The sequence below is a fragment of the Pseudonocardia hierapolitana genome (assembly GCF_007994075.1).
Lineage (GTDB): Bacteria > Actinomycetota > Actinomycetes > Mycobacteriales > Pseudonocardiaceae > Pseudonocardia > Pseudonocardia hierapolitana.
In genome coordinates this window covers 8,299,370-8,315,168 of record NZ_VIWU01000001.1, presented here as the reverse complement: position 1 = coordinate 8,315,168, position 15,799 = coordinate 8,299,370, and the positions used below count along the sequence as shown (strand labels likewise).

Here is a 15,799-nt window from a genome sequence, read left to right as displayed (position 1 = left end):
CGACTCATGCCTCGTCCCCAGACCGTGTCCGACGACGAGCTGTTCGACCGGCTCGCCCACGTCTTCCGCGTGGCGGGCTTCGAAGGTGCCTCGCTCGGCGCGCTCGCCGAGGGCGCAGGCCTGCAACGCGCGAGCCTCTACCACCGCTTCCCCGGCGGCAAGGTGCAGATGGCCGAGGCCGTCATGGGCCGGGTCAAGGGCCTCTTCCTGCGGGCGCTCGAGCCGATGGGGAGCGACGCCGACGTCGCGGCGGGCGTCGCCGAGTCGGCCCGGCGGATCTCCGAGATCTACGCCGACGGCGAGCTGCCCTGCGTGCTGGACACCCTCACGCTCTCCGGTGCTCCGGAGAGCATCCGCGCGCGTGCCGCCGAGATCACCACGGCGTGGATCGACGCGATGGCGGGCGCCGCCGAGCGTGGCGGCGCCGACGCGGACGCGGCCCGGCTGGCCGCCGAGGACGCGTTCGTCCGGATCGAGGGCGGCCTGGTGCTGGCCCGTCTGCACGGCGACCCCTCCGCGTTCCGCCGCGCGATCGCCGGGTTGCCGCGGATGTTGCTGACGGGTCAGCCGCCGCCGGGCGTGGATCCCGGTTCGGCGAGCGGCTCGCGGAAGCCGCAGGCGAGCGCGCGCAGCGCGGCGTCGAGGTAGACGGCGAGGTCCGCGTCGGCCCTTACCGCCCAGCGCTCGTACGCGGCACGGCACGCTGCGAGCGTGGCACGGCCGACGACGTGTGGGAACAGGGAATCGGCCGGCTGCCCGACACGGCGGCCGACGAACTCGCTGATCGCCCGCTCCCACGCGTCGTAGCGCACGGACGCGCTGGCGGCGATCTCGGGCACGGTGCCGACGAGGGTCATGCGCATCCGCAGCTCGGGCACGTCGGCGGCGCGGTAGTGGTTGGCGGCGAGCACGGCGTGGCGGATCGCGTCCATCACCGGGAGGTCGTCGGGCGCATCGGCGAGGGCGGAGCGGATCGCCTCGACCTCGCTGTCGAACGTCTGCCACAGCACGCTGGCCTTGGCGTCGAAGTAGCGGAAGAAGGTGCGGGTGCTCACGCCCGCCGCCGCGGCGATCTGCTCGATCGTGGTCTCGTGGAACCCCTGCTCGGTGAACAGGCGCAGCGCGATCAGCTCGAGCTCGCGCGTGCTCGTGCCGCGGGGGCGGCCCCGGCGCGCCGGTCTTGTTCCCGTCACGGTGCGACGCTATCGTCCCCTCAAATTCGACACGTCATGTCGAAAGTCTGCGGCGTTGCCGACGAAGGGCTGATCATGGCCGGTGGCTGGTTCGAGACGGTGGCCGAGGCACAGCGGCGGGCGCGGAAGCGGCTGCCGCCCTCGGTGTACGGCGCGCTGGTGGCGGGCTCGGAGAAGGGCCTCACCGTGCGCGACAACCAGGCCGCCTTCGACGAGCTGGGCTTCGCGCCGCGCACGGCCGGGTTCTCGGGCGAGCGGGAGCTGGGCACCACCGTGCTGGGGCAGCACGTGTCGCTGCCGGTACTGATCTCGCCGACCGGTGTGCAGGCGGTGCACCCGGACGGGGAGGTCGCCGTGGCCCGTGCCGCCGCGGCACGGGGCACCGCGATGGGCCTGTCCTCCTTCGCCAGCAAGCCCCTCGAGGAGGTCGTCGCCGCCAACCCGCAGACGCTCTTCCAGATCTACTGGTGCGGCAGCCGGGACGACATCGCGCGCCGCGTCGAGCGGGCGCGCGCGGCAGGCGCCGTCGGGCTGATCCTCACCCCCGACTGGTCGTTCTCCCACGGCCGCGACTGGGGCAGCCCACGCATCCCGGAGCGGCTCACCCTGCGGGAGATGCTCCGTTTCGCCCCGGAGGGGATCGCCCACCCGCGGTGGCTGCTCGACTGGGTCCGCGCGCGGCGGCTGCCGGACCTCACCGTGCCGAACATGTCCGACCCCGGCGGTCCGCAGGCCACGTTCTTCGGCGCCTACGGCCAGTGGATGCAGACCCCGCCGCCCAGCTGGGAGGACGTGCGCTGGTTGCGTGCCCAGTGGGACGGCCCGTTCCTGCTCAAGGGCGTGTTCCGCGTGGACGAGGCGAAACGCGCCGTCGATGCCGGCGTCAGCGCCATCTCGGTGTCCAACCACGGCGGCAACAACCTCGACGGCACGCCCGCGTCGATCCGGGCGCTGCCCGCGATCGCCGAGGCCGTCGGCGACCAGGTCGAGGTCCTGCTCGACGGCGGCATCCGCCGCGGCAGCGACGTGGTGAAGGCCCTCTCCCTCGGTGCCCGCGCCGTCATGATCGGCCGCGCCTACCTGTGGGGCCTCGCCGCGGGCGGGCAGGCCGGTGTGGAGAACGTCCTCGACATCCTGCGCGGCGGCATCGACTCGGCCCTGCTCGGCCTGGGCCGCAGCTCGGTGGCCGAGCTGGGCCGGGAGGACGTCATCGTCCCGGCCGGGTTCACGGACGCGGTACATCCCCGCGTGGGCTGAGCCGCGCGCCACCCGCAGGGAACCAGCCTCGCCGGGTGGCGCAGGAGGAGAGCACGCTCACGGTGCTGGTGGCCACCGCCGTCAACGCGGCCATCGCCGTGCTCAAGTTCGTTGCCGGGATCTTCACGGGATCGGCGGCGATGCTCGCCGAGGCGGCGCACAGCGTGGCCGACACCGCCACCGAGCTGCTCCTGCTCACCGCACTGGGGCGCTCGGCCCGCCGTCCGGACCGGCGGCACCCGTTCGGGTACGCAAGGAGCGGTTCTTCTGGCGCTGATCGCGGCCGTGAGCATCTTCGTCTCCGGCGCGGTGTTCGCGATCATCGAGGGCGTCCGGACGATCCTCGGCGAGGACGTCGAGCAGACCCTCGCGTGGGTCGCCTACGCCGTGCTCGCGGTGTCGTTCGTGCTCGAGGGCATCTCCTGGCTGCAGGCCGTGCGGCAGGTGCGCGTCGCGGCCCGCGCCGAGTCGACCACGCCGCTGCGCTGGCTGCGCGCCACAGACGACCCGACCGTGCGCAGCGTGTTCTACGAGGACAGCGCCGCGCTCATCGGGTTGCTGCTCGCCTTCGGCGGTGTCGGGCTGCACCAGCTCACCGGCTCGTCGTTCTGGGACGGGCTCGCATCGCTCCTGGTGGGACTGCTGCTCACGGCCGTGGCGTACATCCTCGGGCGCACCAACATGGGCCTGCTGATCGGGCGCCAGGCCGATCGCGCCACCGTCCTCGCGCTGCGCGACACCCTCGCGGCGTGCCCCGAGGTCGACGAGGTCGTCGACCTGCTCACGATGACCACCGGCACCGACCAGGTGCTGCTGTGCGCCCGGCTCGACTTCGCCGACGCCATCGGCGTCGCCCAGCTCGAACGCGCTGCGTGGCCATCGACGCGGAGCTGCACGAGCGGTTCCCGGATCTGCAGGAGGTGTTCCTGGAGCCGGTGCCGCGCACCGACCCCGTCATGCGCAGGCGGGTGCTGGAGCGCTACGGCCGCGGCGTGGCCGACCGCCTCCGCGAGGGCTAGAGGCTCAACAGCAACACCCCCGCCAGCACGACCGCCGCCGCCACGGCGCGCCGGTGCCCGAGTGGTTCGCGCAGGAACAGCGCGCCGATGAGCGCGCCGAACACGATGCTGCTCTCGCGCAGCGCCGCGATGGGAGCGAGCGCGCCGGAGGTCTGGGCCCACAGCACGATCGAGTACGCGGCGAGCGAGGTCGCCCCGCCAGCGAGGCCGGGCAGGGCGTGGCGGCGCAGCAGCGCGGGGAGGCGCCTTCGGCGGCGCAGGACCGCCACCACGGGGAGCGCGGGGCCCTGCAGGAAGAACATCCAACCGATGTAGGGCAGGAGCGGTCCCTCCGCCACGCCCACGCCGTCGATCACGGTGTACAGGGCGATCAGCAGGCCGGTCGCCAGTGCCGCCGCAACCGCCGGCAGCTCCTTGCGCCCGGGGACGCCGCCTGCCAGGACGAGCCCGATGAGCCCGGCGGAGACGGCGAGGATGCCGGCGAGGTCCTGAGCCGCCAGTGGCCGGTGGAGCAGCAGGACGGACACGAGTGCGACGACGAGCGGCGCGGTGCCCCGCGCGATGGGGTAGGTCTGGCTGAAGTCGCCGAGCTGGTAGCTGGCGAGCAGCAGCAGGTTGTAGCCGATGTGCACGACGGCCGAGGCCACGATGTACGGCCAAGCGCCGGGGGCGGGCGGGCCGGCGAGCGCGGCGAGCGCGCCGCCGCCCACGAGGTCGACGACCCCGATCATGGCGAACCCGACCAGGCGGTCGCCGATGCTGTGGGCGATCGAGTTCCAGGCGGCGTGCAGCAGGGCGGCCGCGAGCACCGCGGCGATCATGAACGGGCCGAGTGACGGCGCATGCACCGGTTGGGCTCCTTCTGGCCGGTCCGCGGGTGCGGACGCGTCGGATCAGGAGCCCTCAGGGCTTTTGTCCCGTCAGGTGTGGGCCCACCGGTGGAGGCGGGGTACTGGCGCCGCTCGGTCCAGTCCCCGCCGCCCTGATTGTGGATCACTCGTGCTCGGCGGGCGGCGAGCGGAACCCTAGGCGCAACCACGCGCTGACCGGCACGCTAGCCGCTCTTGTCCAGGTCCGCACGGCGGCGTACGGTGACCGTCGAATCGATTCGATACCTCAGCGGGGAGGTGCCGGATGGGAGGCCGTCCGGTCGTCGAAGGCCTGCTCCTGTACATCGCGATCGCGGTGGCCCCCACCGTGGTCGTCTGGCTGGGCGTGCGGCTCCTGCCCGCGCTGGTCACCTCGTTGTGGGAACGCAGGCGACGCGGTGACCCGGTCACCGGCCCGAGCCTGGAGTCGGTGGTCGCGGACGTGCGCAGGCTGCACCGGCAGGTGCGCGACTGCCGCCCGCCCACCCGCGTGCGGACGGTGGCCCTGCTCGCCGCCTACGACGACACGTTGCTCGAGGTCTGCGCGATGGTCGACGTCGACGCCCCGTTGGCCACAGCCTGCGGAAGCGACCGCGCCTTCGCCCGGATGCTCACCGAGGCGGCCCTGGAGAACGCCGGCATCGCCCTCGACCCACCGGCCTGATCACGGCCGGAACGAGCGGCGGTACGTCTGCGGGCTGACCCCGACGACCTCGCGGAAGCGCTCGCGGAACGACGTGGGGGAGTCGAACCCGACCAGCTCGCCGACCCGTTCGACCGGCTGGTCGGTCTCCTCCAGCAGTTGCTGCGCCTTCCGGATCCGGTGCCGGTTCACCCAGCGCAGTGGGGTGGTGCCGGTCTGGCGCCGGAAGTGGCGGGAGAGCGAGCGGTCGCTCATCGAGGCGCGGGCGGCGATGTCGGCGAGGGTCAGCGGGCGGTGGAGGTTCTCGGCGAGCCAGGTCAGGAGCGGTTCGAGCGAGCTGCCCTCCGGTGGCGGGGGTTCGTGCGCGACGAACTGCGCCTGTCCGCCGGCCCGCTCCAGCGGAGCGACCGACAGTCGAGCCGTCCCGCGGGCCACCGCTGCGCCGTGGTCGCGCCGGACGAGGTGCAGGCACAGGTCGAGCCCGGCCGCGGCGCCGGCCGAGGTCAGCACGTCGCCGTCGTCCACGTAGAGCACGCCCGGGTCGACGGTGACCTCCGGATACCTGCGGGCCAGCTCCGCGGCGGCGGCCCAGTGCGTCGTGGCGCGCCGCCCGTCGAGGAGCCCGGCCGCGGCCAGCGTGAACGCCCCCACGCAAACCGACACCAGCCGGCCGGGCGCGACGCGCAGGGCGTCCAGAACCGCTGGTCGGACCGGAGCGGCGATGTCGGCGACCCCAGGGACGACGACGGTGTCGGCCCTCGCGAGTTCGTCCAGCCCGTGCGGCACGCGCAGCCCGAACGGACCCGCGTCGACCTCCGGCGACGGACCGCAGACGCGCACCTCGTAGGCCGGGCCGCCGTCGGCGAGCCGAGCCCGGCCGAAGACCTCGATCGGTACCGACAGGTCGAACGGGACGACCCCGTCCACGGCGAGGACAACGACCCGGTGCACCTCACGAGTGTGGCGGAAATCCGTCGAAGACCGGCGCTCTCGCCACTGCTCGCGCCCACGACGGCTCCGTACGGTCCGCTCGTGACCGTGATCGCCCCGATCGCCATCGGCCTCCTCTACGTCGTCCTCTCGTCCCTGCTGCCGGAGCCGCACCGCCGCCGTTTCAACGCGATCATGGTCGCCGGTGCCGGCGCGGCCTACCTCAGCGGCGGCGGGCTCGGGATCGCCGAGTTCGCCTTCACCGCGCTGCTGACCTGGGTGGCGTTCCGCGGCCTGGAGTCGTGGACGTTCATCGGCATCGGCTGGCTGCTGCACACGGCCTGGGACGTCGTGCACCACCTGCGCGGGGAACCGATCGTCCCGTTCGCCGAGCACTCCTCGCTCGGCTGCGCCATCTGCGACCCGGTGATCGCGGTGTGGGCCTTCATGGGCGGGCCGTCGGTGATCGACGCGGTGCGCAGCCGGGTGCGGCGCAGGTCGCGCGCGTAGCGGGAACGAACGCGACTACCGCGCGAGCCACCCGCCGTCGACCGCGAGCACCTGCCCGTGCACGTACGCGGCGGCGGGGGAGGCGAGGAACACCACCACGTTCCCGACATCCTCCGGCCGGCCCCAGCGCCCGGCGGGGATACGAGCGGAGATCTGCTCGCGCCGGACCGGGTCGGCGAGGAGCGCGGTGTTCAGCTCGGTGTCCATGTAGCCGGGGGCGACGGCGTTGACGTTGACGCCCCGGCCGGCCCACTCGTTGCAGAGCGCCTTCGTGAGCTGGGCGACCCCGCCCTTGCTGGCGGCGTAGGCCGGCACCGTGATGCCGCCCTGGAACGACAGCAGCGACGCCACGTTCACGATGGCGCCGCCGCGGTCGAGCATGGGACCGCCGAAGAGCTGGCAGAGCTGGAAGACCGCCCGCAGGTTGACGTCGATGACGTGGTCCCACGCCTCGAGCGGGAACTCGACGGCCGGGTGCCGGTCCTGGACACCCGCGTTGTTGACCAGGATGTCGATCCGGTGCTCGGCGAGCACGTCCCGCGCGGTCGCCGTGATCGCGGCGGTGTCGGCGAGGTCGAGGGTGCGGGCGGTGAGCCGCCTGCCCAGCGCGGAGGCGGTGTCGGTGAGCTCGGCGGGCAGCGGCGAGCGGCCCAGCGAGACGACGTCGGCGCCCGCGGCGAGCAGCGCGAGCGTGATGCCCCGGCCGAGACCGCGGGCGCCGCCGGTGACGACCGCCGTCCTCCCGGTCAGGTCGAACGGGCGGGGCCGGCTTTCCCGATCTTCAGGCACGCACCGAGTATGGCCGGGCGTCCCCTCATCCCTGCACGGCCGCGAACGCCTCGTCCGTGCGCGCGAGGATCGCGTCGATGTCCGCGTCCGTGTGGGCGGCGGACAGGAACCAGTTGTGCCAGGGGTGCAGGTACACACCGCGCTCGACCGCGGCCTCGGCCCACGCGGTGACCAGCCGGAAGTCCTCGTCGCCCGCGAAGGAGAGCATCGGCATCTGCACCGGTCCGGTCTGGCGGATCTCGAACCCGTGCGCGGCGGCCTGCGCGGCCAGCCCTTCCCGGAGCCGGGCCCCGGTGCGGGCCATGTCCGGCAGCGCCACGCCCTTGCGCAGCTCCGTCAGGGTCGCCAGCCCGGCGGCGAGCGGCACCGCCGCGGTCCAGAACGACCCGGTGACGTAGACCGACCGGACCGCGTCGCGCAGTGCCTCGATCCCGGTGACGGCACCCAGCGCCTGCCCGTTGGCGATCGCCTTCGACCAGGCCGACAGGTCCGGCCGGACGCCGAGCGGCTCCCAGCTGCCGCCGAGGTCGAGCCGGAACCCGCAGCGGACGTCGTCGAGGACCAGGACGGCGCCGGTGCGGTCGGCGAGTGCGCGCAGGCCGCGCGCGAAGGCGGGGTCGACGAGCTCCTGGTCGCGCTTGATGTCGTGGCGCATCGGGCAGACGACGATCGCGGCGAGGTCGTCGCCCGCCTCGGCCGCGGCGGCCTCGGCGGAGGCCAGGTCGTTGTACTCGTAGCGCACCAGGTGCGCCTGGTCCTCGGCGGTCACGCCCGAGCCGCGCAGCGAGCACCACGGGACCGCGCCGTGGTAGGCGCCGTGGGCGACCAGCAGCTTCCGCTTCCCGGTGGCGGCGCGGGCGATCGTCACGCAGGTGGTGGTGGCGTCGGAGCCGTTCTTGCAGAACATCGCCCAGTCCGCGGACGGGATCGTGTCCACCAGCAGCTCGGCGAACTCGACCGCGACGGGGCTGGTGCCGTCGAGGCAGTCGCCGCGTTCGAGCTGGTCGAGTATCGCCGCGGTGACACCCGGGTGGCGGTGCCCCAGCACGACCGGGCCCCAGCCGCACATCAGGTCGAGGTAGGTCCGCCCGTCGGTGTCGGTGACCCGGCAGCCGTCGCCGGAGGCCATGAACTGGGGGTGTGCGGAGCTGAACGCCTGCACGGACATGTGGCCGTACATCCCGCCGGGGATCACCTGGCGGGCCCGCTCGCGCAGCGCGAGCTCGTGCTCGCCGAGGACGGAGGCGGGTGCGATCGTCATGAGGTTCCCTTGCTGGAGTCGAGCAGCTCACGGGCGACACACGCGATGCCGGGCCCGTCGAGGCGGTAGTGGGCGTAGAGCGCGGCGGGCGGTCCGACGGGCACGTGCTCGTCGGGCACGCCGTGGCGGCGGAACGGGACGTGGGCGCCCGCCTCGAACAGGCACTCGGCGACCGCACTGCCCAGCCCGCCGGTGACGTTGCCCTCCTCGACGGTGAGGACGGCACCGGTGGAGCGCGCGGCGTCGAGCACGGCGTCGCGGTCCAGTGGGGCGATCGTGAACATGTCGATGACCCGGGTGGAGATGCCCGCGCCGGCCAGCTCGTCGGCGGCCTGCAGCGCGGGGTGCACCTCGGATCCGGTGGCGATGATCGTCAGGTCGGTGCCGTCGCGGACGGTCTCGGCGCGGCCGATCGCGAGATCCGGCACCTCGGGGTAGACCTGCGGATCCCGTCCGCGGCCGAGCCGGATGTACATCGCGCCCGGGTGGTCGAGCGACAGGCGCAGCAGCGCGCGCAGGTGGTTGGCGTCGGTGGCGCAGACGACGGTGAGGTCGGCGATGCAGCGCATCATCCCGAGGTCTTCCAGGCTGTGGTGGCTGGTGCCGTAGAAGCCCATGGACATGCCGGAGTGGTGGCCGACGACCCGGACCGGCATGCCGGGATAGGCGCAGTCGGTGCGGATCTGCTCGGCCCCCAGCAGCGCGGCGAACGCGCCGAACGTGGCCGCGAACGGGATGTAGCCGGACGCGGCCATCCCGGCCGCCATCGTGATCATGTTCTTCTCGGCGATGCCGACGTTGACGAAGCGCTCGGGGTGCCGGTTCGCGAAGTCGGTCGCCCGGTTGGACCGGGCGAGGTCGGCGGTGAGCACGACGATGCGGGGGTCGTGGTCGGCGAGGCGGGCGAGCTCCTCGCCGAAGACGAACGCGGGGATCGCCCGGGTGTCGGTGCCGTCGACGGAGCGGGTGTCCTTGAGGCCGACGTTCGCCGTGCCGTTGAACAGCTCGGACTGGTCCTGGGTGCTCATGCCCGTCCCTCCAGCTCGGCCAGCACGTCGTCGTAGTCGGCGCCGACGAGGTTGCCGACGTGCCAGTCGGGGGAGAGCTCCATCCGGGCCACCCCCTTGCCCTTCACGGTGTCGGCGACGACGAGCTGCGGCGGGCCGTCCGCGGCCGCCGGCAGCCCGGCGAACAGCTCGAGCAGGGCGGGGATGTCGTGGCCGTCGACGCGGTGGGTCTGCCAGCCGAACGCGGCGAAGCGCCGGTCGATCGGCTCGGCGGCCATGACGTCGCGGACGAAGCCGTCGATGCCGAGCTGGTTGGCGTCGACGATCGCGACGAGGTTGCCGAGCCGGAAGTGCCCGGCCGACATGGCGGCCTCCCAGATCTGACCCTCGGCCAGCTCGCCGTCGCCGAGCATGCAGTAGGTGCGGTGGTCCGAGCCGGACATCCGTCCGGCGAGGGCCATGCCCGCGGCGATCGACAGCCCGTGCCCCAGCGAGCCGGAGGAGAAGTCGACGCCGGGGATGCGGCGCATGTCCGGGTGGTCGCCGAACGGGCTGCCCAGCCGCGTGTAGGTGTCCAGTTCGGACGGGTCGAAGAAGCCGAGGTCGGCGAGCACCGGGTACAGGCCGATGGCCGCGTGCCCCTTGCTGAGCACGAACCGGTCGCGGTCCGGCCAGTCCGGGCGCGACGGGTCGAGGCGCAGCTGTGCGTAGTAGAGAACAGCGAAGAGTTCCGCGCAGGAGAACACGGCGCTGTAGTGGCCTGCTCCCGCGATCCGGGTGAGCCGGACGGTCTCGGTGCGCACGAACCTCGCCCGGTCGGCGAGGTGCGCCACCTGGTCGGTACTGGTGACGGGCACTGCTGCTCCTTACTGCTCGCCGACCACCGGGCCGGGCTCGTCCCGGAACCGGTCGAGGACGTTGGCGGTGATCCGGGAGACGTCGTTGTCGCCGCCCTTGTGCGTGATCGCGGTCGACCAGGCGATCGAGCCGACGGAGAACACGGCCCCGCCGCCGGGCCGCGCGAAGAGGACGACGTCGGCGCGGACCTTGGGGTGGATGCCGGGTGGGGGCGCGGCGTAGCCGTGGTCGGCCTCCTCGGGCACCAGCGCGATCTTGTCCGAGTGCCCGACGGACGAGGCCAGCACGACGGCGTCGGCCGGTGTCCCGAGCGTGACGTCGGCGCGGTCCAGCTCGTCACCGGCGGCGCCGCCCAGACCGGGCCCCTCGACGCCGAAGACGTCACCGACCCCGGCGGGCACACCCTCGAACACCCACGAGACCGACGGGTCCGCGCTCGCCTCGGTGCGGGCGTAGCCGTACCCGGAGTCGAAGCCCTGCGCGGTGAACCCGACGCCGGCCAGCAGGTTCGGCGCGCGCCCGCGCATCCGCCACAGCCCGCCCCGCTCGCCGGTCGCCGCGAGGTGCTCCTCGCCGGGGTCGGACACCCAGGTGGCCACGCCCGCGTGGCCGCGGCGGATCTCCACCGAGTCCGGGTGGCCCGGGTGCCGGGCGGTGACCTGGTAGAAGCCGTTGCCGCCCAGGTACATCAGCCGCCCACCGGCGCGCGTGTAGCCGAGGTAGGCGTCGAGCATGCCCGCCGAGCAGTACTCGGGGTGGCTGCCGGTGAGCACCACGTCGTAGCGGGAGAGCAGGTCCGCGCCCTCGCGCTCGACCTCGTCGTCGGTGACGACGGCGTAGTGCTCGCCGCGCCGGTCGAGCCAGTCGAGCAGCAGCAGGTCCTGCGCGTAGTGGCGGAACCCGCGGGTGGTGGGGGTGTAGTAGTCGGGCCGGATGTTGACGATCGGGCGCAGCCTGCTGGAGTGGCAGACCCCGCTGCCGTCGGTGTGCACGTCGTAGAGCGAGCGACCGAACTCGGGGTGCGCAACCAGCCAGCGGTCCCGCTCGTCGATCCCGCGCGCCTCCCCGTAGATCACCAGCCGCTCGGCCTCGTACTCGGCGTAGGTGCGCCAGTTCGCGTAGGCGAGGTAGGTCCACGTGGGCAGCACCACGAGCACCGGCGCCTCGTGCCGGGCCGGGGTGACGACGAACGGGATCCGGTCGACGTCCCCCTCCGCGGTCGTCTTCAGGGCGTAGACGCCGCTGGGCAGGTCGGTGGGGACGTCCCAGGTGAGATCCGGTTCCCAGCCTGCGTCGGCGAGGTCGTCGTCGTGCAGGTGCAACGCGTCGAACTCCTCCGAGGCGCGGCGGAAGTCGGCCTCCGCGCCGGTCCAGAACGGCCCGGGCACGCCGCGGGTGGGGAGGTGCCTGATCAGCGCGCCGCCGGTGAGCCCGCCGCGGTCGTGCACGCGGGTGCCGCCGGGGTCGGCGGCGAGGTCGAGCGCGCTGGTCGTGGCCGGGTCGAGCAGGGTGAGCGGGTCGGCGCCGGCCGCCACCGCCGCCGTCGTCGTCGCGGGCCAGGCGGTCGCGGCGACGACCGGCCGGGCGACCTTCCCGTTGAACGTCGTGCCGAGCCCGCCGGTCGGCGTGCCGCCCGGACCTGCATCAGCGCCGATCCGCAGCACCCCGCTGGTCGCGGACGGTCGCGCCTGCGCGGCCGTGGTTGCCGCGTCGAGGCCCGGCCGGTGCAGCGAGAGCCGCACCTCGCCGGTGGCGTCCACGGTCGCGGCGGCGAACGACCAGCGTCGCTCGACGGGCGCCGCGTCGAGGGTGGCCAGCGTGGTCGCGCCGCGGCGCAGGGCCAACCCGGCGGCCGAGACGTCGAGGACCAGGTCGCCGACCGCCAGCAGCGGCCGAGGGCTGGTGCCGGGGAGGGTCGGGAGGAACCACACCGCGAGCCCGACCGCGTCCATCGGACCGACCGGGCCCGCCTCGACGAACGAGCCGGAGGTGGTGGTCTGCACGCGGCCCGGCAGCCGAGCCGGCAGCCCGCTCGCGACGGTCTCCTCGACGAGCGCGAGCCCGTGGCGGGGCGAGCCGCCGCGCCGCAGCCGGACGACCTCCGGCCGATAGTCCGCGTGCGCGCAACTGACGTGGAACGCGATCGGGTCCCCGGCGCGCACGGAGAGCCGGTCGGCGTAACCGACGAGCCTCATGCGCGGGCCACCGGGTCGGCGTGGTCGCGGAAGCGGTCCAGGACGTTGGCGGTGATCCGGGAGACGTCGTTGTCGCCGCCCTTGTGCGTCATCCCGGTGGACCAGGCGATGGAGCCGACCGCGAAGACGGCGCCGCCGCCGGGCCTGCCGAAGATCACGATGTCGGAGCGGACCCGTGGGTCGGGTGCGGTGGGTACCGCGTAGGAGATCGTCTGATCGTCCGGGACCAGGACGATGCTCGCGGAGTGCCCCACGGAGCTCGCCAGCACCACGGCGTCGGCCGGGGTGCCCAGCGCGACGTCGGCGCGGTCGATCTCGTCGCCCGCCGCCCCGCCGAGGCCGGGGCCGTGGTCGCCGAAGATCTCGCCGACGCCCACGTCCACGCCGTCGAAGACCCAGGCGACCGCATCGTCGCGGCTCTGCGGGGTCCTGCGGTAGCCGCTCGCCTTGTCGAAGCCCTGTGCGGTCATGCCGACGCCGAACTGGCGCTGCGGCGCCCGGCCGCGCCACCGCCACAGCCCGCCGGGCTCGCCGGTCCCGGACAGGTGTTCCTCGCCCGCGCCGCTGGCCCACGCCGTCCGGCTGCCCCGGGCGCGGCGGATCTCGATCGCCCCGGACGGCCCCTCGTGGCGGGCGGTGACGTGGTAGAAGCCGTTGCCGCCCAGGTACATCAGCCGGCCGCCGGAGTCGGCGTGGGCCTGGTAGGCATCGAGCATCCGCGCCGACGAGTACTCGGGGTGGCTGCCGGTGATCACGACGCGGTGCCCGGCGAGGGCGTCCGCGCCGTGGTCCTCCAGCTCGTCGTCGGTGATCACGGCGTAGTCCTCGCCGCGGCGGTCGAGCCAGTCCAGCAGCGACAGGTCCTGCGCGAAGTGGCGCAGCCCGCGGGTGGTGGGCGTGTAGTAGTCCGGGCGGATGTTGACGATCGGCCGCGCCCGGGAGGAGTACATGACGCCGCTGCCGTCGGTGTGCACGTCGTAGAGCGACTTGCCGAGCTCCGGGTGGCGGGCCAGCCAGCGGTCCCGGGGGTCCACGCCGCGGCGCTCCCCGTAGAGCGCGACCCGCTCCTCCTCGAACTCGGCGTAGGTGCGCCAGTTCGCGTAGGCGAGGTAGGTCCAGGTCGGCAGCACCACGAGGACCGGGGCCGGGGGAGTGCCGTCGGGCGCGGTGACGACGAACGGGATGCGGTCGACGTGGTCGCCCGCGCGGATCTTCAGGGCGTAGGCGCCGCTCGCCGCCCCGGCGGGGACGGTGAGGACCACATCGGTCTCCCATCCGGCGTCGTCGAGGTCGTCCTCGTGCAGGTGCAGGGCGTCGTACTCGTCCGGCACGCGCCGGAAGTCGGTCTCGCGGCAGCGCCAGAACGGCCCGGGCACGGCGCTCGCCGGCCGGTTGACGGCGACGCCGCCCGCGGTGAGCGACCCGTCGTCGGCCACCGCGGTGGCCGCGGGGTCCCGGCCGAGCGCAAGGGCGCTGACGCCGTCGGTGCCCAGGAGCGCGACCGCGTCCTCGCCCGCGGCGAGCCGCTCGGTCGCGTCGGCGGTCCAGCTCGTGGCAGACACGACCGGCCGAGCCACCCGGCCGTTGAAGAAGCCCCCGCGCGGGCCGGCGCCGACCCGGAGCAGCCACGTGCCCGTTCCCCGAGGTTCAGGAAAGCCACTTTCCTGGCCTTGACGGCCCTGAATGTGGCTTTCCTGAACCCGGGAGTCGGCACCTCCCGGCCTGTGCAAGGCGAGCTGGACCTCGCCTGCGAGGGAGACCGTCGCCGCGAGGAACGACCACTGGCGCTCGACCGGTGCCACGTCGAGGCGGGCCAGTTCGGTCCCGCCCGCGTCGCGGAGCGTGCAGCCGCGCGCCGAGACGGACAGCAGGTAGCCGGTGGCTCCGTCGGGGGCGATCAGCGCGAGCACGGTCTGCTCGCGGTCGCGGTCCAGCCGGGTGGGGAGCAGCCAGACCGCGAGCCCGGCGCCGGACACCTCGGCGCCCGGACGCAGTGGCGCCTCGACGTAGGAGCCGGCGCGGGCCACCTGGACGCGCCCGGGCACCGTCGCCGGGAGCGACGCTTCGACCTCCTCCTCCAGCAGGTCGGACTCGTGCACCGGGGAGCCGCCGCGGCGCAGCCGCACCAGGGAGGGCGTGAACTCCGGGAGCTCGCTGCTGACCTTGAACTCGACGCGCCCGCCCGCGGGGACGGAGAGCCGGTCGCCGTAGCCGAGCAACCTCACCTGTTCACCCACTCCGTCCACTGCCGGGTGGCCTCGTCGAGGTTCGCCGCCCACCACTCGTTGTCGCGCTGCACCTCCGTGCCGGTGACGTTGCTGGTGGCGATGAAGGAGTTGATCAGCGGGTCGTCGGACGGCTTCGCGTTGGCGTTGGGCGAGCCGTAGGGCTGGCGCTGCATGATGAGCTCCTGGGTCGGGACGTCGACCAGTGCGTTGATCAGCGCGTACGCCGCGTCGAGGTTCTTGGCGCCCTTCACGATGCCGAGCGAGTCCTCGTAGTAGAGGGGCTGGTTCCAGACGACCTTCAGGTTGGCGCCGTTCTTCGCCGCCTCGTAGGCGCGCCCCGGCCAGGCCAGCATCATGTCGACCTCACCGGACTCGAGAGCCTGGGTCTGCTGCGCACCGGTGTCGTAGAACCGCACCGAGGGCCGGATCTTGTCGAGCGTGGCGAACGCGCGCTCGTAATCGAGGGGGTAGAGCTGGTCGCCGGGCACGCCCGCGGCGAGCAGTGCCGTCTCCATGCCGGCGTCCTTGGCGTAGTTCATGATCCCGCGGGTGCCGGGGAAGTTGGTGGTGTCGTAGAAGTCGGCCCAGCTGTGCGGTGGCCGGTCGCCGTACTTGTCGGCGTTGTAGACCAGCAGGAAGGCGGACTTCAGCACCGGCACCCCGCAGTCGGTGACCTGCGCGGGGTCGAGCCCGGCGGTGTTGATCCTGGACTTGTCCAGCTTCTCGAACAGCACGTCGCACTTGGCCACGGTGCGGTAGGGCGAGGAGTAGAAGACGTCCCAGGTGGGGGAGCCGGACTCGACCATCGCGGTGAGCTTGGCCTCGTTGTTCGGGGACTCCTCGGCCACCTGGATGCCCTGCCCGGAGAGCTCCTTGTAGGCGGTCTCGGCGAAGATCGCGGCGAGCGCTCCGCCGGTGTTGCTGAACACGACGGTGCCGCCGGCGGCCGGGTCCCCGCCGACGGTGGCGAAGCAGCCGGTGGCGCTGAAGCTGACGGCAGCGGTGAGGGCCAGCGCGGTGACGAGCCTGCGGTTGCGCAC

Annotated in this window: 14 protein-coding genes and 1 pseudogene; 5 read left to right on the top strand and 10 right to left on the bottom strand. The window is 73.6% G+C overall.

The window, feature by feature from the left end:
- The first annotated feature begins 6 nt into the window (after nt 1-6).
- Nucleotides 7-648 carry a TetR/AcrR family transcriptional regulator gene (locus tag FHX44_RS39180; protein ID WP_147260387.1) on the top strand — a complete coding sequence of 214 codons (642 nt, stop codon included), beginning with the start codon at nt 7-9 and terminating at the stop codon, nt 646-648.
- Here the strand turns inward: FHX44_RS39180 and mftR are convergent.
- Nucleotides 564-1,193 (bottom strand): mycofactocin system transcriptional regulator, encoded by a 630-nt coding sequence (gene mftR / locus FHX44_RS39175; RefSeq protein WP_147260386.1) that lies wholly within the window; start codon nt 1,191-1,193, stop codon nt 564-566. The genes FHX44_RS39180 and mftR overlap by 85 nt on opposite strands.
- A gap of 75 nt (nt 1,194-1,268) precedes the next feature.
- Between mftR and mftD the strand changes: the two genes are divergently transcribed.
- Together mftD and FHX44_RS39165 are read left to right on the top strand one after the other, a co-directional pair.
- The gene (mftD, locus tag FHX44_RS39170) at nt 1,269-2,450 is read left to right on the top strand and encodes a pre-mycofactocin synthase MftD (RefSeq protein WP_147261837.1); all 1,182 of its coding nucleotides are present in this window, start codon (nt 1,269-1,271) and stop codon (nt 2,448-2,450) included.
- Nucleotides 2,447-3,469: pseudogene (locus FHX44_RS39165) on the top strand (cation diffusion facilitator family transporter). The gene mftD and the pseudogene FHX44_RS39165 overlap by 4 nt, the downstream one beginning before the upstream one ends.
- On the opposite strand, the gene FHX44_RS39160 reads toward FHX44_RS39165, so the two are convergent.
- A complete protein-coding gene (locus FHX44_RS39160; protein ID WP_246170836.1) occupies nt 3,466-4,317 on the bottom strand; it encodes a DMT family transporter in 852 nt (283 codons plus the stop codon). The pseudogene FHX44_RS39165 and the gene FHX44_RS39160 sit on opposite strands and share 4 nt — an antisense overlap.
- Before the next feature lie 286 nt (nt 4,318-4,603).
- On the opposite strand from FHX44_RS39160, the gene FHX44_RS39155 reads away from it, so the two are divergent.
- Nucleotides 4,604-5,002, top strand: a complete 399-nt coding sequence (locus tag FHX44_RS39155; protein ID WP_147260385.1) for a hypothetical protein — start codon at nt 4,604-4,606, stop codon at nt 5,000-5,002.
- On the opposite strand, the gene FHX44_RS39150 is transcribed toward FHX44_RS39155, so the two are convergent.
- A complete protein-coding gene (locus FHX44_RS39150; protein WP_147260384.1) occupies nt 5,003-5,932 on the bottom strand; it encodes a GlxA family transcriptional regulator in 930 nt (309 codons plus the stop codon). It lies immediately after the preceding gene.
- Nucleotides 5,933-6,013: 81 nt separating this feature from the next.
- On the opposite strand from FHX44_RS39150, the gene FHX44_RS39145 reads away from it, so the two are divergent.
- On the top strand, nt 6,014-6,421 hold the full coding sequence (locus FHX44_RS39145) for a DUF6010 family protein (RefSeq protein WP_147260383.1): 408 nt from the start codon (nt 6,014-6,016) through the stop codon (nt 6,419-6,421).
- A 15-nt stretch (nt 6,422-6,436) separates the two neighbouring features.
- On the opposite strand, the gene FHX44_RS39140 is transcribed toward FHX44_RS39145, so the two are convergent.
- Genes FHX44_RS39140 through FHX44_RS39110 form a run of 7 tightly spaced genes read right to left on the bottom strand, consistent with a single transcriptional unit; the run spans nt 6,437 to nt 15,799 of the window.
- Entirely contained in the window at nt 6,437-7,210 is a 774-nt protein-coding gene (locus tag FHX44_RS39140; RefSeq protein WP_147260382.1) for an SDR family oxidoreductase, read from the bottom strand.
- 25 nt (nt 7,211-7,235) lie between these two features.
- Nucleotides 7,236-8,471 (bottom strand): aminotransferase class III-fold pyridoxal phosphate-dependent enzyme, encoded by a 1,236-nt coding sequence (locus FHX44_RS39135; RefSeq protein ID WP_147260381.1) that lies wholly within the window; start codon nt 8,469-8,471, stop codon nt 7,236-7,238.
- Nucleotides 8,468-9,499, bottom strand: a complete 1,032-nt coding sequence (locus tag FHX44_RS39130) for a transketolase family protein (protein WP_147260380.1) — start codon at nt 9,497-9,499, stop codon at nt 8,468-8,470. The genes FHX44_RS39135 and FHX44_RS39130 overlap by 4 nt, the downstream gene beginning before the upstream one ends.
- A complete protein-coding gene (locus FHX44_RS39125) occupies nt 9,496-10,335 on the bottom strand; it encodes a transketolase (protein ID WP_147260379.1) in 840 nt (279 codons plus the stop codon). Before FHX44_RS39125 ends, FHX44_RS39130 begins: the two co-directional genes overlap by 4 nt.
- A gap of 9 nt (nt 10,336-10,344) precedes the next feature.
- On the bottom strand, nt 10,345-12,531 hold the full coding sequence (locus tag FHX44_RS39120; protein ID WP_147260378.1) for a N,N-dimethylformamidase beta subunit family domain-containing protein: 2,187 nt from the start codon (nt 12,529-12,531) through the stop codon (nt 10,345-10,347).
- Nucleotides 12,528-14,756 carry a N,N-dimethylformamidase beta subunit family domain-containing protein gene (locus FHX44_RS39115; protein WP_147260377.1) on the bottom strand — a complete coding sequence of 743 codons (2,229 nt, stop codon included), beginning with the start codon at nt 14,754-14,756 and terminating at the stop codon, nt 12,528-12,530. The genes FHX44_RS39120 and FHX44_RS39115 overlap by 4 nt, the downstream gene beginning before the upstream one ends.
- Nucleotides 14,753-15,799 carry an extracellular solute-binding protein gene (locus FHX44_RS39110; RefSeq protein WP_170309223.1) on the bottom strand — a complete coding sequence of 349 codons (1,047 nt, stop codon included), beginning with the start codon at nt 15,797-15,799 and terminating at the stop codon, nt 14,753-14,755. The genes FHX44_RS39115 and FHX44_RS39110 overlap by 4 nt, the downstream gene beginning before the upstream one ends.

Excerpts from the sequence above, each read along its gene's own strand:
- FHX44_RS39180 (WP_147260387.1), top strand. The coding sequence starts at position 7 with ATGCCTCGTCCCCAGACCGTGTCCGACGACGAGCTGTTCGACCGGCTC.
- mftD (WP_147261837.1), top strand. The coding sequence starts at position 1,269 with ATGGCCGGTGGCTGGTTCGAGACGGTGGCCGAGGCACAGCGGCGGGCG.
- FHX44_RS39155 (WP_147260385.1), top strand. The coding sequence starts at position 4,604 with ATGGGAGGCCGTCCGGTCGTCGAAGGCCTGCTCCTGTACATCGCGATC.
- FHX44_RS39135 (WP_147260381.1), bottom strand. The coding sequence starts at position 8,471 with ATGACGATCGCACCCGCCTCCGTCCTCGGCGAGCACGAGCTCGCGCTG.
- FHX44_RS39130 (WP_147260380.1), bottom strand. The coding sequence starts at position 9,499 with ATGAGCACCCAGGACCAGTCCGAGCTGTTCAACGGCACGGCGAACGTC.
- FHX44_RS39120 (WP_147260378.1), bottom strand. The coding sequence starts at position 12,531 with ATGAGGCTCGTCGGTTACGCCGACCGGCTCTCCGTGCGCGCCGGGGAC.